Genomic DNA, 22447 nt, shown 5'->3' with positions numbered 1-22447 from the left:
GACGGGTCGACCGGCCGCTCTGATATTTCCCTAACGGCAACGGTCTGGTTTCATGTGGATGATCGGCACCCATGACGGGTTTCCGCCTCGACTACTTCCGCCAGAACGCTATTCAGGGCGAGAGTAGTTGCGAGCGGCCGGCGTCTGCATCATCCCAAGTAGCAGCGAATGCTCAAATACTCACGCACATACCTATTTTGCTTAAATCTCCATTCACAAGCTGGCGCTAATGATTGCGAAACTACACGGAGATTCCGACAATGCGCGTCCAGACTTTCGGCTTCTTCATGCTCGCGACGAGTATGGCGGCGGCTCCGGCCCTGGCCCAGGGGACCCCGCCCCGCGCGGACCGGCTGATCGACGATGCGGTCGTGGCGGAGGTCCGCTCCTGGCTCGAGCAGGAGATCGTATGGCTTTCCGTGGAGAGCCAGAATGCGCGCTATGCCGGCATCGACGCCGCCCGCGTCACCGCCCTCGACGACGCCTGGCGGGCAGAGCGCGAGGCCTCCGACAAGCCGCTCATCGCCGCGACGCTCTCCTCGCCGCTCTCGGTCTACCTCACCCGCGTCCAGGCCCGCGCGCTCGGGCTCTATGTCGAGGTGTTCGTGACGGACGCCAACGGGCTGAACGTCGGCCAGAGCGCCATCACCTCGGACTATTGGCAGGGCGACGAGGCGAAGTTCACGGAGACCTTTTCCAAGGGCCCGAGCGCCGTCTTCGTCGACGAGCCCGAATGGGACGAGGAGATGAGGATCTGGCGCGCCCAGCTCAACCTCACCGTCACCGACACGGCCGGCACGACCCCGATCGGCGCCGCCACGGTCGAGATCAACCTCACGGAGCTGATGCGCCGCAACGGCTTCGTCGGCGGCTGAACGCGAGAACCCGGGAAGATCCATGCTCAACGACCTCTCCGTCACCAAGAAGGGCCTGGCCGCCTTCGTCGGGCTCGCCCTCGTCGGCGTCGCCGCCGGCCTCGTCTCCTTCGACCGCGCCAGCGTCGCGGGGCACGCCATCGACCAGACCCGCGAGGCGCAGGAGCTGATATCGGACTCCCGCGAAATCGAGGGCGCCGTCCTCGGCCAGGCCTTCGCGCTCCAGAGCTTCATCGTCTCGGGCAATCGCGAGCGGCTCGCGGAGTACGAGACGGGCGCCGACACGACGCTCGCCGTCTTCGCCGAGATGACGGCGGAGGCGCAGGCGCTCTCGCCCGATCTCGCCGCGAAGGCGCGGGAGGCCGAGGCCGGGTGGGAGGCCTGGCGCAGCACGTACGTCGCCCCCCAGATCGAGCGCATGCGCGATCCGCTCACCGTCGACCTCGCCCGCGCCGTCGCCGGCTCCGTCGAGGCCGATCGGCTGTTCGACGAGGCGCTCTCGCGGATCACGGCCGTCGAGGCCGACCTCGTCGCGCTGAGCGAGACCCTCGCCGCCGCGCAGGAGGACGCGCTCGCCACGGTGAAGACGTTGGGCATCGGCGCCTCGCTGCTGATCGCGGCCGTGGCGCTGGCGCTCGCCTACATGAACTTCGCGACGATCTCTCGCCCGCTCGCCCGGCTCGCCGGGACGACCCAGCGCCTCGCCGAGGGCGACCTCGACGCGCAGGTCGACGTCACCACCCGCCGCGACGAGATCGGCCGCATGGGCGCGGCGCTCGCCGTCTTCCGCGAGAACCTGGTGCGCACCCGCGCGCTCGAGGCCGAGTCCGCCGAGCAGCGCGACCAGGCCGAGCAGCGCCGCCGCGACGAGATGGCGCGGCTCGCCCAGGAGTTCGAGGCCTCCGTGCTCGAGCTCTCGGACGAGATGCAGTCCGAGACCGCGCGCCTGTCGGAGGCCGCCGCGACCCTGTCGGGCATCGCCGCGCAGACGACGGAGCAGGCGGTCGGCGCCTCGAGCGCATCGGAGGAGACCGCCGCGAACGTCCGTGGCGTCGCCTCGGCCGCCGAGGAGATGTCCGCCTCCATCAACGAGATCGCCGGCCAGGTGAACGCCTCCTCCGAGATGGCGGTGGCCGCCGCGGGCGACGTCGAGCGCTCCAACGCCGCACTCTCCAACCTCAGCGGCGTCGTCCAGCGCATCGGCGACGTGACGAAGCTCATCTCCGAGATCGCGGCGCAGACCAACCTGCTCGCGCTTAACGCCACGATCGAGGCCGCGCGTGCCGGAGAGGCCGGCAAGGGCTTCGCGGTGGTCGCCGCCGAGGTGAAGTCGCTCGCCGACCAGACCGGCAAGGCGACCGAGGAGATCGCGGGCCAGATCGCCGAGATGCGGGGAGCCGCGCAGGCCTCCGTCGACGCCGCCGCCGCGGTGGCGGAGAAGGTGCGCGCCATCACCGAACGGATGAACACGGTGGCCGCCGCCGCCGAGCAGCAGAACGCCACGACGGGCGAGATCGCCCGCAACGTGGCGGAGGCCGCCTCCGGTACGCAGGACGTCAGCCGCACGATCGGCGAGGTGTCCGGCCAGGCGACCCGCACGGGCGAGCTCTCCGAGCTGGTCGAGACCTCCTCGGGCGCGCTCCAGCAGCGGTCCGCCGCCCTGCGCGCCGCGATGGACGCGTTCGTGAGCCGGGTGCGCGCCGCCTGAGGGCAGCACGAACGAAGGTCCGGGCGCCCGTCCCGCGGCGAGCCTCTCGGAAGGCGACCCGCAGGCGGGCGCTCGGCCCGTGCTCGGCGGCCCGGTCGTCGAGCGTCGCCGTGTAGTCGACGGCGATCGCCGCACCGCCTCCCAGCGCCGCCTCGAAGCCCGCGCCCAGCACGGCGGCATCGCGGGCGATCGGCGCCCCCGCCGTGCCGAAGCCTTGTCCGCCGATAGTCGGCCGCGTCGCCGGCGTCGTGTCGCCGAAGGCGTGGCGCCAGCCGATCGCGGCGTAGGCCGTGGTCGGCAGCGGCAGCTCGACCGTCGCGAAGGCCCGCAGCCCGACCGTGGTGTAGGTCGTGCGCGTCGTCCCTTCCGGCAGGGCGAGCGCTGCAGCGCCGCCCCGCTCGCGGAACGCGTCGGTCGTGGTCTCGACATGCGCGACCCCGGCGAAGGGCTCGAGGTCGAGCGGCCGGAGCGCCGCGCGCCGGGCGACCTCGCCGAACAGGGCGAGAGTGCGCACCTCGAACGATGCCGACGCCGTGTCCGAGAAGGTGACGAAGCGCACCGCGCGCGTCGTCTCGACGTCGTGCGTCGTGTGGATCGCGCCCGCCATCAGCCGACATCCGCCGAGCAGGCCGAACGCCGGCGCGCCTCGCCCCCCGAGAGGGGGATGATGGCGTCGTGCACCGCGCTGCCGGCGCCGAGCTGCTCCGCGTGATGCCGGCAGTCCGCCGACGATCGAGCGGTCTCGGTCAATTCTCCTCCGCAGCCGCGTCCTCGCTCGATGAATTGCCGCTGAACGGACGGTTCAAGCGCGGTTCCGCCGGGCCCCCCTACACCAGGACCCACGCCGCTCGCACGGCGCCGACCCGACGGAGGAGACCAGACCATGCCCCAAGCGACGCTCACGCCCCGCAAGACCATCGCCGCCGTTCTCGTCGCGCTCGCGACCGCCACCGCTCTGCCGGCATCCGCCAACGAGATCTCGATCCGCCAGTACGGCTACGGCCACGGCGCAGGCGGGGAGCAGACCGGCTGGCGCAACCGCATCGGCACCTTCCAGGAGGGGCGCTTCAACGACGCGGTCGTCCGCCAGAACGGCCGCCGCAACACCGCCGCCGTGGGCCAGAACGGGCGGCGCAACAACGCCGACGCCTGGCAGCGCGGGCGCGACAACGCCGCCGGCATCGGCCAGTTCGGGGACGATCACTCCATCGTCGTCACGCAGGACGGCAACGGCAACATCGCCGCCGGCGTGCAGGTCGGGAGCGGCTGCTCCGGAGAGGTCGTCCAGAACGGGCGCGGCAACGTCTCCGCCTTCGTCCAGACCTGCAACTGACGCGACCCGGGAGGACACGACGATGACCGCCATTCCCGTCAAGCTCGCCGCCGCGGCGGCCGTCGCGCTCAGCGCGCTCGGCCCCCTCGCCGCCTCCCTCGGCGCGAGCGCCGCCGCCGAGGGCCCCGCCGGCCTCGCCTGCGAGATCCGCACGAGCCGCTCCGGCGGGCTCCTCCTGCTCGAGCCCGTCGTGCGCTCGGACCGAGCGGCGCGCGGAGACTACGACTTCGTGGTCGAGGGCCGCGGCTCGGGCAGCCGCAGCGACATCGCGCAGGGCGGCGCCTTCACCCTCGCCGCAGGCGAGACGGCGCGGCTCGCGCAGGTGTCGCTCTCCTCGTCGGCGCGCTTCGAGGCGCGCCTCGAGATCGAGGCCGGCGGCCGCCGCGCCGCCTGCCGCGCTGTGACCCCGCGCGGCTGACGCCCCCCTCGCCCGAACCGATGCGGCTCGAGCCGCATCTCGCCCGAACCCGTGGAGACGATACGATGATCCGCACCCGCCGCACCCTCGCCGCCGCAGGCTTCCTCGCCGCCGCCCTCGCCGGCGGGCCCGCCCTCGCCGGGGGCACGCTCAGCGTGACCGCGAACCCGGACGGGAACGCCGGCCGCCTGCTCGCCGCCGGCCTCGCCATCTACGGCATCGCCAAGGACATCGATGCCAACGGGCGCATCACCCAGCGCGGGCGCGACAACGCCGCGGGCCTCCTGCAGGACGGGCGGGGCCATCTCGGCATCGTCCACCAGGACGGCGAGGGGCACGTCGGCACGCTCGAGCAGAGCGGCGCCGCCAACAGCTACGGCCTGTTCCAGTTCGGCCGCGGCGCCCGCGCCGCCGTGCGCCAGCACGGCGTCGGGCGCAGCGGGGTGACGTTCCAGCTCGGGTTCTGAGCGGGGCTCAGAACAGGCTCGCGAACAGCGCCCGCCGGGACGCCGCGTGCGGCGCGGGCTCGAGCTCCGGGGCCATGGCGTAGAAGCCGCCGGCGTTCTGCTTCACCTTCACCGTCGCGCCGATCTCGGCGCGCTCGTAGAGGTGGAGCGCGTCCTGGTTGAGCATGCGGATGCAGCCCGAGGACACCGCCTGCCCGATCGACCAGGGCTCGTTCGTGCCGTGGATGCGGTAGAGCGTGTCGCGACCGCCCTCGTAGAGGTAGAGCGCGCGGGCGCCGAGCGGGTTGTCGAGCCCGCCCTCCATGTGGCGCGGCAGCTCCGGCTGGCGGCGGCGCATGGCGGCGGGGGGCGTCCAGCCCGGCCAGCGCGCCTTGCGCCCGACCCGCGCGGTGCCCGACCAGGAGAAGCCGTCGCGCCCGACCCCGATGCCGTAGCGCCACGCCGTGCCGTCGTCGCGCACGAGGTAGAGGTGCTTGTCGGCCGTGTCGACGATGATCGTGCCGGGGCGCTCCTCGCCTTCGTAGGCGACCTGCGTGAGGCGCAGGCGCGCCGGCATCCGGCGCGGGTCGACGAAGGGGATGTCGTAGGGCTCGTCGGGCATGTAGCCGGAATACCAGCCGGACGTCTGCGCGAGAGCGGGAAGGGACGGGGCGACGACGGCAGTCGCCGCGGCCGCGCTCAGGAACGAGCGGCGCGTGAGCATGCTGCACCTCGGTTCGATTGGGCTTGCCCGTAAGGGACTCGACGAGACAAGCCTCGAGCCGCATCCGGGTTCCCGGGGGGCGCGCCGGCGGGGCGCGGCGCCGCTCAGGCGTTGCGCCAGGCCTTCGCGAGATCGATGAAGTTCCCGAGGATCGTCTCGCCGTGCTCCGAGAGGATGCTCTCGGGGTGGAACTGGACGCCGTGGACGGGCAGCGTCCGGTGCGACGCGGCCATGATCTGCCCGTCCTCGGTCTGCGCCGTGACCTCGAGCACGTCCGGGCAGGTGTCGCGGGCGACGACGAGGGAATGGTAGCGCGTCGCGGTGAAATCCTGCGCGCAGCCCGCGAAGAGCCCCGTCCCCGTATGATGCACGCGGCTCGTCTTGCCGTGCATCGGCAGCGGCGCGCGCACGACGTCCCCGCCGAAGGCCTGCCCGATCGTCTGGAGGCCGAGGCAGACGCCGAAGATCGGCACCCGGCCCGCCCCCTTCTCCACCACGTCGAGGCAGACGCCCGCCTCGTTGGGCGTGCACGGGCCCGGCGAGAGCACCACCGCGTCGAAGCCGCCGTCGAGGATCTCGTCCGCGCTCATGGCGTCGTTGCGCACGACCTCGATCGCGCGCGTGAAGCGGCTCACCAGGTGCACGAGGTTCCAGGTGAAGCTGTCGTAGTTGTCGACGACGAGGAGGCGGGGCGTGTCCGAGGCGGGCATGACGGCTGGCATGGGCGGGCGGCTTCCGGTTGCGCGCTCGACCTCTAGCAGGAGCCGCCCGCGGGCGCAAAACGGTCGTGCCGCGTCCGGCGCCGGGGAACCGCGTCGGCGGCCGGTCGTTTCCCGAGGGACGAAACAAGAACGCGCACGCGTTCGAGAAACGGAGAGCCGACATGTCGTCTCAGGACGCCCGCGCCCGCGGCGCGCACGAGGATCCGCCCGAGGTGGAGAACCCCAAGCAGACGCCGCCCGCGGGCAACCAGCAGAAGGATCCGGAGGAGTGGGTCACCGGACACGAGCCGATGACCGGCGCCCAGGCCTCCTATCTCAAGACCCTCTCCGAGCAGGCGCACGCCCCGGAGCTCTACGACCCGGAGCTCGACAAGGCCGAGGCGTCGAAGCGCATCGACGAGCTCCGGGAGCGGACGGGGAAGGGGTGAGGCCGGCGGGTCGATGCTCAGCGCTTGAACAGGATCACCCCGTCCGGCGGCGGGGCGTCCGCCGCGGGGACGATCGCCGGCAGCGGGCCTGCCGCCGGGCGCCGCGGGGGCGCGACGATCCCCTCCGCGCAGGCGCCGAGCTCGCCCACGGCGAGCCCGTCCAGCGTCGCGATCTCCACGTCGAGCGCGGCGAGCGCGCGCTCGGGCTCGATGGCGGAACGCTGGGGAGCCTCGATGGCGAGGCGCTCCAGCGCATAGCGGTAGCGCAGCGCCCGCTCGCGGGCCTCGGCGCGGACCCAGGCGATCAGGCAGCGGTTCTCGGCGACGCGCAGCGCCGCCTCCTCGGCCTGGCTCTCTTCCAGCACCGTGACGTAGAGGAGGAAGCGCAGCCGCGCGTCGTCCGCCTCGAGCACGCGCAGCGCGATCTCGCGCAGGAGCGGGATCAGCATCCGGTCCTGGTCCGCGTCCTGGGCGATGCGACGGAAGAGCGGAGCCGGGGACGTGCCGCGCGAGAAGATCAGCGCGTCCCAGTAGCTGCGCCGCATGCCGAGCCGCAGCGGCGCGGGGGTGACGCGGTGGCGGGTGAGGTCGGCGAGGCCGCGCTCGACGACCTGCCATTCGTGGGCCGGCATCAGGAAGCGGTAGGCGCGGGCGCGCAGCTCACGCTCGTCGTCCGTGAGGATCGACCAGGCGGCGGGCTCGCCGCGCGCCTCGGCGGCGACGCGCCCGGCGAAGGGCAGCGCGTGGCCGCCAATCACGGAGGGGGCCGGACGGCCGAAGTCGCCGCGCGGCGCACAGCCGGCGAGCGTGGCGAGGCAGATCAGGCTAGCGGCGGCGACGGCGACGCGGCTCGTCCGGTGCGTGGGCGTCCTCGCGGTCCGGCGTGCGGCGTTCATACATCACCCCGGTGAAGAGCAGGATCTTCCCCCGCGGGGCGTCGTCGGGCAGGATCGCGGGTGGTCGCGTGCGCGCATAATCGGCCAGCCGCACGATCCGTACGGCGTCTGCGCACGGCGTATTCCGCCGGTCTGAGCGCGTCTCGCCCATGGTCGTTCCCCGCATCCGCCCGCCGACCCCGGTCGGCGGCGACGGCGATGATCAATGCGGATGGTTAACGCTTGGTTTCCACGGCGCGAGAGGGTTTGTTCTTACGTGGGATGACGAGGCTCGAAGCAACGTGGCGTGGGGCGGTTCACCGGCCCGCCTCGGCAAGAGCCCGGAACACCAGCGCGTGACGCCTGCCGATCGCCTCCGCGTCGTCGCCGTAGCCGCCGCCGATCACCGCGACGAGGGGAATCGCGCGCCGCCGGGCCTGCGCCACCACGAACCGGTCGCGCCGCCACAAGCCCTCGTCGGAGAGCGCGAGGCGGCCCAGCCGGTCCTCCCGGTGCGGGTCCACCCCGGCATTGTAGAAGACGATGTCGGGGGCCACCCGGGCGAGCATGTCGGGCACGTGCTCGGCGACCGTGGCGAGGTAGGCGTCGTCCTCCATGCCGTCGGGGAGCGGCACGTCGCGGTCGCTCGGGACCTTGCGCACGGGGTAGTTCTTCTCGGCGTGGACGGACAGCGTCACGAGGTCGGGGACCCCGGCGAGGATGTCGGCCGTGCCGTCGCCCTGGTGGACGTCGAGGTCGACGACGAGCGCGCGGGAGATCGCGCCCTCGCGGTGGAGCGCGAGGGCGGCGACGGCGACGTCGTTGAAGACGCAGAACCCGGCGCCGCCGGCGCGCCGGGCGTGATGGCTGCCGCCCGCCGTCGAGCCGGACAGGCCGTGCTCCAGCGCCAGCCGCGCGGCGAGCAGCGTCCCGCCGACGGAGGAGCGCGCGCGGCGCGCGACGCCGGCGTCGATCGGCAGGCCGATGCGGCGCTCGACGTCCTTCGCCACGCTCTGCGTCAGCACGGCCTCGACATAGGCGGGATCGTGGGCGAGAGCGAGGATCTCGGGCTCCGCCGGCTCGGGCCGCACGAAGCCGTCGGGCACGAGGCCCTCCGCCTCGAGCGCCCGCCGCAGGGCGCCGTACTTGCCCATGGGGAAGCGATGGCGCTCCGGGAGCGGCGCCTCGTAGTGCTGGTGGGAGACGATCGGGGGAAGCCGCCTCACCGCGTCACCATCAGCCGCTCCAGGCCGTGGAAATGGTACGCGTCGCGCACGCGCGGGCGTTCGGCGAGCCGCAAGGCAGGGCAGCGTTCGAAGAGGATCGGCAGGGCGACCTGCAGCTCGAGCCGCGCCAGCGGCGCGCCGATGCAGAAGTGGATGCCCGCGCCGAAGGCGGCGTGGAGCGGCTTCTCGCGCGCGGGGTCGAACCGGTCCGGCTCCGGGTTGGCGGCGGGGTCTCGCCCGGCGGCGCCGAGTACGAGACCGATCCTCTCGCCCTTCCGGAGGGCGACGCCGCTCTCCTGCGTGTCGGCGAGGACGTAGCGCGTGAACATGTGCAGCGGCGGGTCGAAGCGCAGGCATTCCTCGACGGTCCGCTCCGTCGCGGCCGCATCCGCGAACAGCGCCGCGGGGTCGGCGCCGGTCTCCAGGATGGTGCGCACGGCGTTGCCGAGCGCGTGCACGGTGGCCTCGTGGCCGGCATTCAGGAGGAGGATCGCGGTCGAGACGAGCTCGTCCTCCGTGAGCCGGTCACCGGCCTCCTCCGCCGCGATCAGCACGGAGAGCAGGTCGTCGGCGGGTCGGCCGCGACGCTCGGCCACCGTCGCGCGGACGAAGTCCGCGAAGGCGGCGGCGGCGGCGTCGGCGTCCTCCTCCACGGCTCGGGTGCGGCCGAAGGCGTACATCGCCACCATGCGGTGCGACCAGTCGAGGAGCCGCGGCGCCTCGTCCTCCGGCACGCCGAGCATGCGCGCGATGATCCGAACGGGGATCGGCGTGGCGTAGGCCTCGAGCAGGTCGAACGGCTCGGCGCGGGGGAAGCCGTCGATCAGCGCGTGCGCCAGGGCGGCGATCGCCGGGCGCAGGCTCTCGACACGCCGCGAGACGAAGGCGCGGTTGACGAGGGTGCGCAGGCGCGTATGCACCGGCGGCTCCCGCTCGAGCATGGAATGCGCGTCGATCGCGTCGAAACGCGCGGTGTGCGCCGCCGGCTCGGGCAGGCCGAGCTCGGCGCGGGTCGAGACGTGCAGGATCTCGCGCCCGAAGCGCCGATCCCGCAGCAGGCGGTCGACGTCGCCCTGGGCGAGGAAGACCCAGTGGCCGTACTCCTCCCAGAACACGACGGGCGCCCGCGCGTGCAGGCGCGCATAGGCCGCGTACGGGTCCTCGTAGAAGGCGGGGTCGCGGGGATCGAGGGAGAGACGGCGGGCGGCGGGGTCGAGCTTCATGGAGGCCATATCGATCGATCCGCCGAGCCTGGCAAGGGGGTGGCGGGGTGGCGGCAAGTGGAGGGCAAGCGGAGGGCAGAGGGAGGGCAGAGGGAGGGCAAGAGAACGGCAAGGGACAGGCAGGGGAACGGCAAGGGATAGGCGCGGAGGAGGCGACAGCGCGGCGAGCGGACGGTGGGTAAGGTTTCTACAAATTGACCACGTGGTTCGAAAAAGTTAGTGTTTCAGTAACGAATGAGGCGACGACGCGCCGCGGCCGTACTCGCGAAGACGAGGCCCGCAACAGACAAGTCGTCTTTGGATGCCGGGGGCATGACCGGGCAGTCCGCGTGCGAGCAGCTTCGCACGACCATTCGGCGCACATCCGCGCCGCTGCCAGCCGATCACATTCCGAGCTCTTCATCGTGCGCGCCTCCGCGTGTGCCGATGGCGAGGCCGTGCGTGGACGCGATCGACGCGTCCCGCCGGGCGACCGCGCGCCGTCTTCATGGCGGCAGGTGCAATTCTTGGACGGGAGGCGCTCACCGGAAGCCATTCCAGCACAGCATGATCCGGCCACGGCCGCGCGATCTCCGGCGAGAGGCGGGAGACGTCCGGTACCGCATCGGCCGACGCTTCGAACACGCCACATCACGCAACCGCATCGTATCCGGCGGGGACGTCCGCACAGAAGAGTGGATGTGCGCCGCGGCGATGCTTCGTTCAACGAAGGGAAATCGTCATGTCTATCCAGGGACAGGGTCAGCTCCAGGCGGAGCTCCAGGCGCAGCTGCAGGGCCAGCTCCAGGGTCAGGGTCAAGGCCAGGGCCAGGGACAAGGCCAGGGTCAGGGTCAGGGTCAGGACCAGTCGCAGAGCTCGACGCTCTACTCGGCGAGCCTGAACGGCAACGGCAACCTCAACGGTAACGGCAACGGCAACGCCAACGGGAACGCCAATGCCAACGCGAACTACTCGAAGGACGTCGAGTACGAGTACGAGCACGAGGTCGAGAAGGAGCTGAACGCGAACCTGAACGGCAACGCCAACGTCAACTACAACGAGAACGACGTCGACGTGGACGTGGACGTCAAGGTCAAGATGGACCTGGAGGGCTATCTGCCCACCGACGACGACATCATCGACATCGAGCAGATCACGGGGATCACCAACTCGATCGTGATGCCCGACGCCGTGAGCCAGGCGGTGACCACCGGCAACGCGTTCAACCTCGACCAGGTCAACAACCTGGCCGACCAGGACACGGCGACCGGCCAGGACGTCACCTACAACGGCGGCGGGGGCTTCGACCTGTCGCTCCTCGGTGGCGGGCACGGCGGCGGGCTCCCCGGCGAGGGCGCCGGCTTCAGCCAGACGGCGACGGCGACCGGCGGGCGGATCACCACCGACGATCCGAGCTCCAGCGTCGGCGACAGCGGCTCGGCCGCCTCCAACGCGGCGGCGGACGCCGTGGCCTCGAACGAGGCGTTCACCCAGACCATCACGATGGGCGCGAACGTCCAGTTCAACTCCGCCTCCTTCAGCGTGGCGGGCGACGACATCGACGACGTGATGATGTGATCGCGTCTCCCACGGGTCCGCGCGCTCCGCGCGCGGACCTCCGGCGAGCCCGGGGATGCGCGCGGCGACCGGCCGCGCGCATCGCCCCCTCCGGAACGCGGCGTGCGCTCCCGCGCGCGCCCGGACGAGGACGATCGCCATGTCGACCGGTGTCACCGAGACCATCTGGCATTTCGCGGGCTACCTGCACCTGATCGACGAGGTCGCCAGGAGCTGGACGCTCTACGACGACGAGCCGCCGATGCTGCCGGCGGAGGAGCTGGCGCACCCGCCGCAGGCGCTTCCCGGCGTCGCTGAACTGGAGGAGATCGCCAGCCGCCCGTCGCCCTTCTGGGCGGCGCCGGGCGAGGCGATCGTTCCCGAGCCGATGCTGCTCCTGCGCGGCAGCCCGTACGTGGCCGTGGACCGCACCGCCTTCGGCCCCTTCGACGTCCCCGAGCCGATGCTCTGGGCTATCGGCGGCGGTGGCGGCGGAGCTTCGATCACGATCCGCTACACCTTCGGCTATCGCGCCCCCACCGAGCGTGAGGATGCGTTCGGCGAGACGGTCGCCGAGATCCGCCAGATCAATATTCTCGACGATTCCGATGTCTTCGTTTGGGGCGAGGACCTCGCGAGCGGCCTGCTTCCCGTCGATCCCGCGGAAGCGCTGGTCTCCCTGCTGGAGGCGGTGCGCGAGGCGACGCCCGACGCGCTCGCCGCGCCGGTGGGCCAGGCCGAGATCGGCGCGGTGCTCGTGGCCCGCCACGAGGCGCTCGTCGCGGGCGAGGAAGACGCGGCGCTGGCCGGCTTCGAGACGCGGCCCGGTCGCTATGTCAACGGCGAGCAGGTCTCTGCGGATTGGCAGCTCGCGCCCTTCGAGGGCGCGCCGGAGATGCCCGAAGGCGCGAACGGCCACGAGGCTTACGGCGCGCACGCGCATCTCGGCGGCAACGAGGCGATCAACATCGCCGTGGTCCAGGATCTCAACGAGCTCTCGCTCCAGACGATCGTCTTCGGCGACTGGTATTCGCTCGACGCCATCGTGCAGATCAACGCGATCATGGACATCGACTCCGTCGCCACGTTCGGCGCGAAGATGGCCAGCATGGGGGCGGCGCTCGCCACGGGCGGGGACCTCGGCGCGGGCTGGGGTGGCGGCAACCGGCTGACCAATATCGCGGAATTTCTCACCGAGGACGTCGATCTCGGCGCGCTCGAGCTGCCCGGGCGGGGCGGCCTGCACTGGACGGTCGACGTGCTCGACGGCGACTTCTGGGACGTGAAGGCGTTCTACCAGACCAACTGGATCGTCGACGACGACCTCTACTCGCAGACGACATACGACTTCTTCAGCCAGGTCCGCTTGGGCGAGAACCTGGTCGTCAATCTGGCGGAGTTCCTCCAGGCGGCCGGCGACTACGACCTGATCGTGATCGGCGGCAACTACTACGCCGCCAACTGGATCGTGCAGGCCAACGTGCTCGTCGACTCCGACGGCGGGCTCGTCGGTCATCTCGGCGGCGCCGGGGTTCAGGACGGGGCGACGGGGCAGAACCAGCTGACCAACGATGCGCTGATCGCGCATTACGGCGGTGGCGGCTTCCAGGCGCTCGACGGCGAGCTCGCCGCCTTCGTGCAGCGGCTGATGAGCGACGACACGCTCGATCCCACCGAATGGTGGTCGCTCAACGGCATCGGGTCGGGCGCGATGCGCGTCCTCTACGTCACCGGCGACTACTACGACGTCAACCTGGTCAGCCAGCTCAACGTCGTCTCCGATGCCGACGCGTTCGCCCAGATCCTGCCGGCGGACGCGACCTTCCACGAGGACGGCGCCGAGCAATGGGTGGCGAGCGGCGGCAACGAGCTGACCAACCAGGCGATCATCGTCGACACCGGCGCCGTGGCCGCGACGCATGTCGGCGGCGAGGTCTACGAGGAGGACTTCCTCGTCCAGGCCGAGATCGTGATCGACGACGACGACTACGACGACGACGCGCTGGCGACCGAGATCGTCGCCTTCACCGGCGACGACACGGGACAGGACGACGACGGCGTCGCCGGCGGCGCCCCACTCGCCGGCGAGGGCGACGCGATGGGCTCGGTGATGACGTGACGCGGACGAACCGCTGAGGGACCGATCGATGGATCGCATCGACGACGACTTTCGCTTTCGAGACGACGCCTGGAGCACGGGCGAGACCTCCGACGAGGATCTCGGCGACGCGCTCGCCGCCGCCGCGCCGGCTCCGGCCTTGCGCCAGGCCCGCCCGTCCGGGCGGGACGTCGCGTCCGAGCCCGGAGCCGGGCCGTCGCTCGCCGGGGGCCTGCGCGCGCTCGAGGCGCGCTATGCGGCCGAGGCCGGCGCGCGCTACATCGGTCCGGGCGCCGCGCTCGGCACGCCGGCCGCGCCGACGCCAGCCGCGGCGCCGCCGGTCTCGCTCGCCGAGGCGCCGACCGCGCGCGTGCTGCGTCCCGAGCCGCTGCCGCCTGCGCCCGAGGCGCGTGCCGCGCCCGAGCCGGAGAACCCTCCCGCGCCCGATCCCTCGCCCGATCCCTCACGCGCGCCCGACCTCTCGCCGGCACCCGCGCCCAATCCCGCCCCGCAGGTGAAGCGCGAGGCGCGCGGCGAACTGCCCCAGCCGGCGCCGGTGGTCGCGCCGGATGCCCGGGAGGAGGCGGCGCGCCCGCCCACGCCCGCCGAGCGCCGCCCGGCCGCCGGCGGCGGCAAGCCCCCCGCTCCGCCCTCCGATCGCGGCGGCGGCGGATCGGGCGGCGGCCCGCCGATCCAGAATCGCTCGCGGGACATGGACTTCCGCAGCGTCCTTTCCGCGGGCCTCGCGACCGCCCGGCGCAACCTCGTCGTCGTCGCCCTGTTCTCGCTCGCGGTCAACATCCTCGTGCTCGCGATCCCGCTCTACCTGTTCCAGGTCTCCGATCGTGTGCTGACGAGCCGCAGCCTCGACACGCTGTTCATGCTCACGCTCATCGTCATCGGTGCGGTGGCGGCGCACGTCCTCCTCGACATGATGCGCCGCGTGATCCTGGTGCGCATCGCCACCGAGACGGAGAGCAAGCTCGGCGCGCCGGTGCTCTCGGCGGCGGCGAAGGCGGCGCAGAACGGCTCCTCGCGCGAGTTCCAGGTGCTCGGCGACCTGCAGCAGCTGCGCAGCTTCATCACCGGGCCGGTGCTGCTCACCATGCTCGACAGCCCCACCGTGCCTCTCTACATGCTCGTCGTCTTCATGATCCACCCGCAGCTCGGCTTCCTCGTGCTCACGGCCGGCGGCGTGCTGTTCGTGCTGGCGGGGCTCAACCAGCGCGTCACGGCGCTCTCCTTCGCGAAGGCGAACGCCTATGCGAGCCGCGCGAACCTGCAGGCGGACGCCATGGCGCGCAACGCGCAGGTGATCAACGCCATGGGCATGACGCCCGAAGGCGTCGCCATGTGGGGGCGCGAGACGGCGGAGAGCCTCACCTCGCAGGTGCTGGCGCAGGACCGCAACATCCTGCTCGGCAGCATCTCCAAATTCGTACGCCTCTCGACCCAGGTCGCTATCCTCGGGTTCGGCGCCTACCTCGCGCTCGGCGGCGAGCTGACCGGCGGCATGATCATCGCCGCCTCGATCGTCGCGAGCCGCGCGCTGCAGCCGCTCGAGGGCACGATCGAGGGCTGGAAGAACTTCGTCGCCGCCCGCGCCGCCTACGCCCGCATCCGCGCGCTGCTGCAATCCTCGCCGCTCAACCTCGAGCGCCTGCGGCTGCCGCGGCCGACCGGCCGGCTCGAGGTGGAGCGCATCCTCTACGTGCCGCCGCCGAACAAGAAGGTCATCCTCAACGGCGTCTCCTTCGCGCTCGAGCCGGGCGAGAGCCTCGCCATCGTCGGCAACTCGGGCACCGGCAAGTCGACGCTGGCGCGGATGCTGGTCGGGTCGGTCGTGCCGACGGCGGGCAACGTGCGCCTCGACCACATGGAGCTGCGCAACTGGGACCCGCGCCAGTTCGGCGAGAGCGTCGGCTACCTGCCGCAGGACGTGCAGCTGTTTCCCGGCACCATCAAGCAGAACATCTCCCGCATGCGCGAGGACGCCAGCGACGCGCAGGTGTTCGAGGCGGCCGAGCTCGCGGACGTGCACGAGATGATCTCGCACTTCGCGCAGGGCTACGAGACGCCTATCGCCATGGACGGCAGTCCGCTCTCCGGCGGCCAGAAGCAGCGGGTCGGTCTCGCGCGCGCCTTCTTCGGCGATCCGCGCTTCGTCGTGCTCGACGAGCCGAACTCGAACCTCGACACCAACGGCGAGCGGGCGCTGGCCAAGGCGCTGGTGCGGGCGAAGCAGCGCGGCATCACCGTCGTCGCCATCACCCAGCGGCCCTCGCTCCTGAAGAGCGTCGACAAGATCATGATCCTGCACGAGGGCAACGTGAAGGCGCTGGGGCCGCGCGAGCAGATGCTGCCCGTGCTGTTCGGCAAGAAGGCGGACGGGCCGCGCGCCATCGGCGGCGACGGCACCCCGCTCATCGAGGAATGAGGTCGGCCATGAGCGCCAGAGCGATGCAAGCACTCCAGGCCCGGGACTGGTACGCCAACGTGCCGCGCAGCGCACGCACGCCGACGCTCGCCGGGCTCGTCGTCCTGATCGGGACGTTCCTCGCCTTCGGCGTGTGGGCGAACGCCGCGCCGATCGCCGGCGCCGTGGTGGCGACGGGCGTGTTCGTCACCACCGGCTCGAACAAGACGGTGCAGCATCTCGAAGGCGGCGTGATCAGCGAGATCCTGGTGCGCGAGGGCGACCACGTGCGCACGGGCGATACGCTCGTGCTGCTCGACGAGACCGGCCCCCGCGCCGAGCTTCGGCGCCTGCAGCTGCGCTTCGCGCGCACGCTCGCCATGGAGGCCCGCCTCGTGGCCGAGATCGAGGGCCGGGCCGCCATCGCGTTTCCAGACGTGCTCCTGGAGAAGGCCGAAGATCCCGACGTCGCCGAGATGATCGAGCGGCAACGCCTCACCTTCTCGGCACGCAAGCGCCACCTCGACAGCGAGATCGTCACGCTCGAGCGCGGCATCGACGCCCTGCGCGAGCACGTCACCGGCAGCGAGGTGCAGATCCGCGCCGTGGAGGAGCAGATCGCCTTCTTCGAGGAGGAGCTCGTCGACAAGGAGACGCTGCTGCGCCAGGGGCTGGTGCGCCGCCCCGAGGTCCTCGCGCTGCATCGCGCGCGCGCCAACATGCGCGGCGAGATCGGCCGGCTGATCGGCGACATGGGCGATGCCAAGGAGCGCATCGCCCGCGGCGAGGAGCAGATCAACGGCCTGCGGCACGCCGCGGTGAAGGCCGCCGTCGAGGAGCTGCAGCAGGTCCACGCCGAGATGAGCGACCTGCGCGAGCGCATCCGCTCCGCGGAGAACATCCTCGAGCGCATCCGCATCACGGCCCCGGTCGAGGGCATCGTCGTCAAGCTGCGCTACCACACGGCCGGCGGCGTGGTGGAGGCGGGCAAGAACGTCATGGAGATCGTGCCGATCGACGAGCCGCTCGTGATCGAGGCGACGGTCCGTCCGCGCGACGTCGACAGCGTGCGGCGCGGCCAGCGCGCCTCGGTGCGCCTCACCGCGCTCAACCAGCGCACGACGCCGATGGTCACCGGCGAGGTCATCTATCTCTCCGCGGACGCGCTCCCGGAGGAGCGCCCGCGCCCGGACTCGGAGGGGGACGTCTACGTCGTGCGCATCGCCCTCGACGAGGCGTCCGTCGCTCGCATACCGGAATTCGAGCCGACCGCGGGCATGCCGGCGGAAGTCTACATCGAGACCGCCGAGAGGACGTTCTTCCAGTACTTGATCAGGCCGTTGCAGGACAGCATGGCACGGGCGTTCCGAGAGTCGTGACGCCGCCCGCTGCTCACACGAACCGTTGGGATCGATGGCGACGAAACGTAATACAAGTAAATCGATATAATCATACGGCAAGACTTCCCAATGACGCGTGGATCCTTTCGGTAAAAGCGATTTCGTGCTATGTTTCCGAGGTCCTGCCAATCGTGAAGAAAGTAAGTCAAGTCAAGGACGGCAAGCAGAGCGCGAAGCGCCGGGGGAAGCGACATCGAGCATGGGAGTATGGCATGGATCAATGGAGCGAAGCCGCATTCACGACCGAGGAGGCCGCGTACCGGTTCGTCGAGGCACGCGTCTGGCCGGAGGGCCCCGTCTGCCCGCATTGCGGCAGAGGCGATCGCATCGGGCGCCTGGCGGGAAAGGACTCGAAGCCGGGATCCTACAAGTGCTACGCCTGCCGCAAGCCCTTCAACGTCAAGCTCGGAACCATGCTGGAGTCGATGCACGTACCGCTGCATCTCTGGCTCCAGGCGCTGTTCCTGCTGCACGCCTGCGATCCGCCGGTCTCCGTCAACCGTCTCCATCGCATTCTCGGCGTGTCGAGCCGCACGAGCTGGCTCATGTCCCAGCGCTTCCGCGAGCGACTGCTGGCCGAGGGCACCGACGACGGGGAGCCGGAGCGCGCCGACGGAGCCGAGCGTAACGCCGCGGCCGACCGCTCGCGCGAGGCCGGCCGAAGTCGCCGCGACGCGGCATGCGGCTGGGGCTCCGCTGCGGACTTCGGCTTCGCTGTCGGAGGAGGTTCGGCATGAACGCGCGTCCCGGACGAAAATGGGCCGAGATCCAGGTCGATCTGTTTCGCGACGCCGTGCGCCGTCACGCGACCTCCGGCGCGTGCGCACGTTTCGAGGCTCTGTTCGCGTGCCTCGTGCCCCCGGTCAGGCCGGCGACCGGTCCACGGGACGCCGATCGACGAGATGAGCCTCGAGCCGCGGCAGGAAAGACCAGAGATCCCGATTGAGCGCGCCGTGCTCGCGGATAGCCTCGGCAAGCTCGGCACGACGTGCCGCATCCATCCCCCGGACGCGCCCGAAGGAGAGACGTCCCCCGCGCTCCTCGAGCTTCATCAGCTGGGTGTGCGTGATCACCCCCTCGGCATCCACAGTGTACATGCAGTGGTTGAGATCGTTGCGCAGCTTCGTCTGTCGCGAGAAGCGCGCGACGAGGTCGTCGAGCTCCCCTGCGACGGCGCGATCCGCCACCTTCGCCTTGGCGAGGCGCTGCACGAGGTCGAGCCGTGCGCGCGTGGTGTTGAGGGTCGCGAAGACGATGGCCGCCGAGACCTCGTCGGTGTCGAGGAGCAGCATCAGCACGTAGATAAACAGGCTCTCGTTGTTCGACCAGGAGAAGACCAGATGCCCGATGAGCGCCAGCACCTCGGTCCGGCGATCGGCGGAAGCCGGGGCAGCGGCTGCCAGCGCTTCGAAGTCCGGCGGCCGCGGCAGGCGGGAGGGGGGCCGCGCGCTCACGGCCGCCCGCGCGCGCACCCGCCGCGCACGATCCCCTGACAGGAGGCCCGCGCCATGCCGTTCGGTCTCCTCGATCTGTGGAGGGCGCGCGCGGGGCGGCGGGCCGCGGTGGCCGCGCTCGCTCCCTTCGTCGATCGCTCGCGGGAGCGGCTCGCGGAACGCCGGGCGGATGCCGGCATCGCACCCGACGACGGGCTCGTGCCGGAGGGGCTCGCGGCGCTCGGCCGGTTGGGCGGCCTCGATCGCCTGGCTGGGCTCGGAGACGTCGAGGACACCTCGGACTCCGTCTGGCTCGATCCCTATCTCGTAGGGTTCCTGGCGACGCTAATCACGCTCCTCGCCAAGCGCAAGGTGGGGCCGCTGAAGGAAGAAGCGCTCGCGCTGGTTCAGGAGAGCGCGTTCTCGGCGCTCACGGGGCTCGACGGAACGCTGCTGGGCGTCGAGCTCGTGCTCGCGGGCCGCGCGCCCTCGCGCGCCTTCGCGCAGGGCTGCGGCGACGCCGGTCGCTTCTACACGCTCCTCACGGGCGAGCCCATGCCTCCCGGCGACGCGCAGACGCCGGACTGGGCGGCGGGATTCTTCCACCAGCCGGCCCCCGAGCCCGCGATCGCGCCCGCTCCGCCCCCGCTCTACCCGTTCGCCGCGTGGGACGCCTACGTCGAGCCTCGGCTCGGCGGCTGACGGCTCAGACCGTCTCGAGCAGCCGCGCCATCAGCATCGCCCGGGGGCCGAGCGAGGAGGCGAGGCCGTACTCCTCGAGCGTGTGCGCGCCGTCGCCGTCGATGCCGAGCCCGTCCAGGGTGGGGACGCCGAGCCCGGCGGTGAAGTTGCCGTCCGAGCCGCCGCCGGTGCGCACGGTCTCCTCGAGCGCGAAGCCGATCTCGGCGGCGAGCCCGACCGCCGTCTCGTAGAGGGCGGCGACCTGGGGGGTGCGCTCGAAGGTCGGGCGGTTCATGCCGCCGGTGACGGTGACCGTGAAGTCCGGCCGCTGCGGGGACAGGCCGAGGATCGCGCGCGCGAGCGCCTCGCCGTCGGCGGCGGTCTCGACGCGCAGGTCCACCGCGAAGCGGCAATGCTGCGGGATCGTGTTCATCGCGGTCCCGCCCTTGATGAGGCCCACCGTCGTGGTGATGCCGCGGTCGTAGTCCGTCATCGCCTCGATCGCGGCGATCTGGCGGGCCGCCTCGTGGATGGCGTTGCGGCCCTCCGCGTGGCGCGAGCCGGAATGGGCGGGGCGGCCCTCGACGTGGACCTCGAAGCGGCCGACGCCCTTGCGGCAGGTGACGATCTTGCCGCCGTCGCGCGCGGGCTCGGTGACGAGGACGGCGGCCGCGTCGCGCCCGAGATGCTCGATCAGCGCCCGGGTCGTCGGCGAGCCGATCTCCTCGTCGGGCGTGAACAGGAAGACCATCGGGCGCTTGGCGGTGCCCTTGCGGGCGACCTCGAGGAAGCCCTGGAGCGCGAGATAGGCGCCGCCCTTCATGTCGTAGACACCCGGCCCGTAGATCCGGTCGCCCTCGACGCGCACGGGCAGCCCGTCCTCGAGCGTGCCGATCGGGTGCACGGTGTCGAGGTGGGAGAGGACGAGGGCGTGCTCGACCTTCGTCGTCGGGCCGGCGCGCACGATCACCGAGCCGCCGAGGCCGTCGCGGCCGGGCAGCCGCTCGATGCTCACGGGCTCGCCCTCGAGCCCCGCGACCAGGCGGTCCATCATGCCGTCGACGGCGGCGGCATCGCCCGTCGGGCTCTCGTGACGCGCCCAGGCGCAGACGTCCTCGACCATGCGGGCGATCCGGGCATCGGCGGAGAAGGCGGCGGCGGCGGAGGTGGACGGCACGGGCATCGGCGGGGATCGCTCTTCTGTCGTCGGTGTGGGGGCGCGCAGATAAGCACGGGCGGCGGCGCACGCGAAGAGGTGACGAGCATATCTGCGAGTGCGGCCGTGCGCACGAGCGGCCGACGCGTGCGACCGACGGGGCGCCCCTTGCCAGTGCGTCCGGGACCGTGCCTCAATCCGGCGATGCGGCGCCGCGCGGAGGGAATCGACACGAGGGGGAGGGCCGCGCACCGCATGCCGAGGCGCGGCCCTTCGGCGCTGCGGCGCGCGGGCTCTCCGCGCGCCGGCGTCCTCCTCGCCGGGCTGCTTCTGCTCGCCCTCGCCGGCTGCATGCCCGCGGTCGATCCGGGCCAGGCGCTCGTGTGCCGCACGGTCCTCGTCGCCCTCCATCCGGAGGGCACGCACATCGAGGTCCTGCGCGAGATCGGGGACGCGGACGCCCGCGGCGTCGCTATCGTCTACCGCGTCGCCGAGCCGGGTGCGCCGCCGCGGCGCGCGAGCACCGCCTGCCGCTTCGGGGCCGAGCGGACCCTCCCCGGCGGGCGCGATCTCGTCTCGGTGACGCACGACGGCGTGGCGCTCTCGCCGGTGCGGCTGTTCCTGCTCGAGCGCTACTGGACCGGCAAGGGCGCGGACGCCGCCGCCACGGCGCCGCCGCGGCCCTCTGCGCTCGCCGGCGAGGGGCTCCCGCTCGGGCGGGGTGGTGTCCAGGCGCTGCAGGTCGGGCTCGCCGCGCTGACGACCGGCTCGCTCTACGGTCTCCTCGCGGTGGCCTACAGCCTCGTCTACGGGCTCGTCGGCCGGATCTTCCTCGCCTTCGGCGAGATCGCCATCGTCGGGGGCTACGCGGTGGCGATCGCGGTGGGCGTCGCGCTGGCTACGTCCGGCCTCGCCGGAGAGGCGGCGGTGTACGCGGGGCTCGCGCTCGGCCTCGTCCTCGCGCCGCTGGCGACGGCCTCGCTGGCGCGGCTCCTCGCCGAGGGCGTGGTGGCGCCGCTCGCGCACCGTCCGGGATACGCCATGCTCGTCGCCTCCTTCGGGCTCGTGATCGCGCTCTCCGAGGGCCTGCGCCTCGTCCAAGGCGGCTCGGAGATCTGGATCGCGCCCGGGCGCGTGCGCGGCGTCGTGCTCGCGACGACCCCGGACGGTGCGCTCGCGACCATCACGCTCACCCAGGGCGCGGCGATCGCGCTCGCGCTCGCCGGCGCGCTCGCGGCGATCGTCCTCGTGGCGCGCAGCCGCTTCGGCCGCGCCTGGCGGGCGGTGTCGGACGATCCCGACGCCGCCGCGCTGATGGGAGTCGACGCCCGCGCGACCCTCGTCGGCGCCGTGACGCTCGCCGGCGTCCTCGCGGCGCTCGCCGGCTGGTTCGTCGTGGCGCACTACGGCAACATCTCCTTCGCCGGGGGGCTGATGCTCGGGCTCAAGGCTCTCGTCGCCGCGATCCTCGGAGGTATCGGCTCGCTGCCGGGCGCGCTCCTGGGCGGGCTGCTGCTCGGCCTCGGCGAGAGCCTGTGGTCGGCCTTCCTGCCCGGCGCCTATCGCGACGTCGCGGTCTTCGGTGCGCTGGCGCTGCTCCTGGCGCTGCGCCCCGGCGGGCTCCTGGGCGACGCGCATCCGGGAGTCCAGCGCGTCTGACGCGCCGCGACGACGGGTCCGGGGCACTCGCGTCGCACCCGCCTTGCCGCACGAAATATTTTAAGCTTAAATCATTTCGCCGACACCAG

21 protein-coding genes and 1 pseudogene are annotated in these 22447 nt (G+C 72.0%); 13 read left to right on the top strand and 9 right to left on the bottom strand.

Translation table 11 applies throughout. The features are described 5' to 3' along the window. Nucleotides 1–260 precede the first annotated feature (260 nt). On the top strand, nucleotides 261–875 hold the full coding sequence (locus G407_RS0110605; RefSeq protein ID WP_052341219.1) for a hypothetical protein: 615 nt from the start codon (nucleotides 261–263) through the stop codon (nucleotides 873–875). Between the two features lie 22 nt (nucleotides 876–897). Beyond that, nucleotides 898–2583, top strand: coding sequence for a methyl-accepting chemotaxis protein (locus tag G407_RS0110600; RefSeq protein ID WP_029030777.1), 1686 nt, complete (start codon nucleotides 898–900; stop codon nucleotides 2581–2583). 151 nt (nucleotides 2584–2734) lie between these two features. On the opposite strand, the pseudogene G407_RS32855 reads toward G407_RS0110600, so the two are convergent. Next, nucleotides 2735–3190, bottom strand: a pseudogene (locus tag G407_RS32855) (autotransporter outer membrane beta-barrel domain-containing protein); the annotation flags it as partial. Then, on the bottom strand, nucleotides 3190–3333 hold the full coding sequence (locus G407_RS32850; protein WP_156917546.1) for a hypothetical protein: 144 nt from the start codon (nucleotides 3331–3333) through the stop codon (nucleotides 3190–3192). The gene G407_RS32850 and the pseudogene G407_RS32855, both read right to left, overlap by 1 nt. A gap of 133 nt (nucleotides 3334–3466) precedes the next feature. On the opposite strand from G407_RS32850, the gene G407_RS0110585 reads away from it, so the two are divergent. The 3 genes from G407_RS0110585 (at nucleotide 3467) to G407_RS0110575 (ending at nucleotide 4801) form a co-directional block, all read left to right on the top strand. Further along, the gene (locus G407_RS0110585) at nucleotides 3467–3916 is read left to right on the top strand and encodes a curlin (RefSeq protein ID WP_043539486.1); all 450 of its coding nucleotides are present in this window, start codon (nucleotides 3467–3469) and stop codon (nucleotides 3914–3916) included. Between the two features lie 22 nt (nucleotides 3917–3938). Further along, nucleotides 3939–4334: a curli-like amyloid fiber formation chaperone CsgH gene (gene csgH / locus G407_RS27045; RefSeq protein ID WP_052341218.1), complete on the top strand. Its 396-nt coding sequence runs from the start codon at nucleotides 3939–3941 to the stop codon at nucleotides 4332–4334. 65 nt (nucleotides 4335–4399) lie between these two features. Next, nucleotides 4400–4801, top strand: a complete 402-nt coding sequence (locus tag G407_RS0110575; RefSeq protein ID WP_029030774.1) for a hypothetical protein — start codon at nucleotides 4400–4402, stop codon at nucleotides 4799–4801. 7 nt (nucleotides 4802–4808) lie between these two features. Here G407_RS0110575 and G407_RS27040 read toward each other — a convergent pair whose 3' ends face one another. Together G407_RS27040 and G407_RS0110565 are read right to left on the bottom strand one after the other, a co-directional pair. After that, nucleotides 4809–5504 (bottom strand): L,D-transpeptidase, encoded by a 696-nt coding sequence (locus G407_RS27040; RefSeq protein WP_084327451.1) that lies wholly within the window; start codon nucleotides 5502–5504, stop codon nucleotides 4809–4811. A 104-nt stretch (nucleotides 5505–5608) separates the two neighbouring features. Next, nucleotides 5609–6226, bottom strand: a complete 618-nt coding sequence (locus G407_RS0110565; RefSeq protein ID WP_245259072.1) for an anthranilate synthase component II — start codon at nucleotides 6224–6226, stop codon at nucleotides 5609–5611. Between the two features lie 161 nt (nucleotides 6227–6387). Between G407_RS0110565 and G407_RS0110560 the strand changes: the two genes are divergently transcribed. Beyond that, nucleotides 6388–6654: a DUF3072 domain-containing protein gene (locus G407_RS0110560; protein WP_029030772.1), complete on the top strand. Its 267-nt coding sequence runs from the start codon at nucleotides 6388–6390 to the stop codon at nucleotides 6652–6654. Nucleotides 6655–6671: 17 nt separating this feature from the next. Here G407_RS0110560 and G407_RS27035 read toward each other — a convergent pair whose 3' ends face one another. The 3 genes from G407_RS27035 to G407_RS0110545 all read right to left on the bottom strand — a co-directional run bounded on the left by G407_RS27035 (nucleotide 6672) and on the right by G407_RS0110545 (nucleotide 9978). Further along, nucleotides 6672–7550 carry a hypothetical protein gene (locus G407_RS27035; RefSeq protein WP_052341217.1) on the bottom strand — a complete coding sequence of 293 codons (879 nt, stop codon included), beginning with the start codon at nucleotides 7548–7550 and terminating at the stop codon, nucleotides 6672–6674. Between the two features lie 296 nt (nucleotides 7551–7846). After that, nucleotides 7847–8683, bottom strand: a complete 837-nt coding sequence (locus G407_RS0110550; RefSeq protein ID WP_084327463.1) for a histone deacetylase family protein — start codon at nucleotides 8681–8683, stop codon at nucleotides 7847–7849. A 68-nt stretch (nucleotides 8684–8751) separates the two neighbouring features. Then, nucleotides 8752–9978, bottom strand: coding sequence for a cytochrome P450 (locus G407_RS0110545; RefSeq protein ID WP_425337492.1), 1227 nt, complete (start codon nucleotides 9976–9978; stop codon nucleotides 8752–8754). A gap of 721 nt (nucleotides 9979–10699) precedes the next feature. Between G407_RS0110545 and G407_RS27030 the strand changes: the two genes are divergently transcribed. From G407_RS27030 to G407_RS27015, 5 genes are all read left to right on the top strand, one after another. After that, complete coding sequence (locus G407_RS27030) at nucleotides 10700–11536, top strand: hypothetical protein (RefSeq protein WP_052341216.1); 837 nt, start codon at nucleotides 10700–10702, stop codon at nucleotides 11534–11536. Between the two features lie 139 nt (nucleotides 11537–11675). Then, entirely contained in the window at nucleotides 11676–13634 is a 1959-nt protein-coding gene (locus G407_RS0110535) for a hypothetical protein (RefSeq protein ID WP_156917544.1), read from the top strand. A 367-nt stretch (nucleotides 13635–14001) separates the two neighbouring features. Next, entirely contained in the window at nucleotides 14002–16050 is a 2049-nt protein-coding gene (locus tag G407_RS27020; protein ID WP_425337494.1) for a type I secretion system permease/ATPase, read from the top strand. Between the two features lie 8 nt (nucleotides 16051–16058). Continuing rightward, a complete protein-coding gene (locus G407_RS0110525) occupies nucleotides 16059–17408 on the top strand; it encodes an HlyD family type I secretion periplasmic adaptor subunit (protein WP_084327449.1) in 1350 nt (449 codons plus the stop codon). A 233-nt stretch (nucleotides 17409–17641) separates the two neighbouring features. After that, entirely contained in the window at nucleotides 17642–18166 is a 525-nt protein-coding gene (locus tag G407_RS27015; protein WP_052341215.1) for a transposase, read from the top strand. Nucleotides 18167–18292: 126 nt separating this feature from the next. Here G407_RS27015 and G407_RS27010 read toward each other — a convergent pair whose 3' ends face one another. After that, nucleotides 18293–18883, bottom strand: a complete 591-nt coding sequence (locus G407_RS27010; protein WP_043539527.1) for a hypothetical protein — start codon at nucleotides 18881–18883, stop codon at nucleotides 18293–18295. A gap of 54 nt (nucleotides 18884–18937) precedes the next feature. Between G407_RS27010 and G407_RS0110510 the strand changes: the two genes are divergently transcribed. Further along, entirely contained in the window at nucleotides 18938–19564 is a 627-nt protein-coding gene (locus G407_RS0110510) for a hypothetical protein (RefSeq protein WP_029030767.1), read from the top strand. Between the two features lie 4 nt (nucleotides 19565–19568). Here G407_RS0110510 and G407_RS0110505 read toward each other — a convergent pair whose 3' ends face one another. Beyond that, nucleotides 19569–20726 carry a M20 family metallopeptidase gene (locus G407_RS0110505; RefSeq protein ID WP_084327448.1) on the bottom strand — a complete coding sequence of 386 codons (1158 nt, stop codon included), beginning with the start codon at nucleotides 20724–20726 and terminating at the stop codon, nucleotides 19569–19571. A 228-nt stretch (nucleotides 20727–20954) separates the two neighbouring features. Here G407_RS0110505 and G407_RS27005 point away from each other — a divergent pair, with 228 nt between their 5' ends. Further along, a complete protein-coding gene (locus G407_RS27005) occupies nucleotides 20955–22358 on the top strand; it encodes a branched-chain amino acid ABC transporter permease (RefSeq protein WP_052341214.1) in 1404 nt (467 codons plus the stop codon). Nucleotides 22359–22447 lie beyond the last annotated feature (89 nt).

Origin of the sequence: Salinarimonas rosea DSM 21201, from assembly GCF_000429045.1 — a bacterium.
GTDB classification, from domain to species: Bacteria; Pseudomonadota; Alphaproteobacteria; order Rhizobiales; family Beijerinckiaceae; genus Salinarimonas; species Salinarimonas rosea.
The sequence above is the reverse complement of the archived record's forward strand: the minus strand, read 5'-3'. Positions and strand labels throughout refer to the sequence as shown.

Excerpts from the sequence above, each read along its gene's own strand:
- G407_RS0110535 (WP_156917544.1), top strand. The coding sequence starts at position 11,676 with ATGTCGACCGGTGTCACCGAGACCATCTGGCATTTCGCGGGCTACCTG.
- G407_RS27035 (WP_052341217.1), bottom strand. The coding sequence starts at position 7,550 with ATGAACGCCGCACGCCGGACCGCGAGGACGCCCACGCACCGGACGAGC.
- G407_RS27030 (WP_052341216.1), top strand. The coding sequence starts at position 10,700 with ATGTCTATCCAGGGACAGGGTCAGCTCCAGGCGGAGCTCCAGGCGCAG.
- G407_RS27005 (WP_052341214.1), top strand. The coding sequence starts at position 20,955 with ATGCCGAGGCGCGGCCCTTCGGCGCTGCGGCGCGCGGGCTCTCCGCGC.
- G407_RS0110545 (WP_425337492.1), bottom strand. The coding sequence starts at position 9,978 with ATGAAGCTCGACCCCGCCGCCCGCCGTCTCTCCCTCGATCCCCGCGAC.
- G407_RS0110550 (WP_084327463.1), bottom strand. The coding sequence starts at position 8,683 with ATGGGCAAGTACGGCGCCCTGCGGCGGGCGCTCGAGGCGGAGGGCCTC.
- G407_RS0110585 (WP_043539486.1), top strand. The coding sequence starts at position 3,467 with ATGCCCCAAGCGACGCTCACGCCCCGCAAGACCATCGCCGCCGTTCTC.
- G407_RS0110600 (WP_029030777.1), top strand. The coding sequence starts at position 898 with ATGCTCAACGACCTCTCCGTCACCAAGAAGGGCCTGGCCGCCTTCGTC.
- G407_RS0110510 (WP_029030767.1), top strand. The coding sequence starts at position 18,938 with ATGCCGTTCGGTCTCCTCGATCTGTGGAGGGCGCGCGCGGGGCGGCGG.
- G407_RS27040 (WP_084327451.1), bottom strand. The coding sequence starts at position 5,504 with ATGCTCACGCGCCGCTCGTTCCTGAGCGCGGCCGCGGCGACTGCCGTC.
- G407_RS0110575 (WP_029030774.1), top strand. The coding sequence starts at position 4,400 with ATGATCCGCACCCGCCGCACCCTCGCCGCCGCAGGCTTCCTCGCCGCC.
- csgH (WP_052341218.1), top strand. The coding sequence starts at position 3,939 with ATGACCGCCATTCCCGTCAAGCTCGCCGCCGCGGCGGCCGTCGCGCTC.
- G407_RS0110525 (WP_084327449.1), top strand. The coding sequence starts at position 16,059 with ATGAGCGCCAGAGCGATGCAAGCACTCCAGGCCCGGGACTGGTACGCC.
- G407_RS0110505 (WP_084327448.1), bottom strand. The coding sequence starts at position 20,726 with ATGCCCGTGCCGTCCACCTCCGCCGCCGCCGCCTTCTCCGCCGATGCC.
- G407_RS27015 (WP_052341215.1), top strand. The coding sequence starts at position 17,642 with ATGGATCAATGGAGCGAAGCCGCATTCACGACCGAGGAGGCCGCGTAC.
- G407_RS0110565 (WP_245259072.1), bottom strand. The coding sequence starts at position 6,226 with ATGCCAGCCGTCATGCCCGCCTCGGACACGCCCCGCCTCCTCGTCGTC.
- G407_RS0110605 (WP_052341219.1), top strand. The coding sequence starts at position 261 with ATGCGCGTCCAGACTTTCGGCTTCTTCATGCTCGCGACGAGTATGGCG.
- G407_RS0110560 (WP_029030772.1), top strand. The coding sequence starts at position 6,388 with ATGTCGTCTCAGGACGCCCGCGCCCGCGGCGCGCACGAGGATCCGCCC.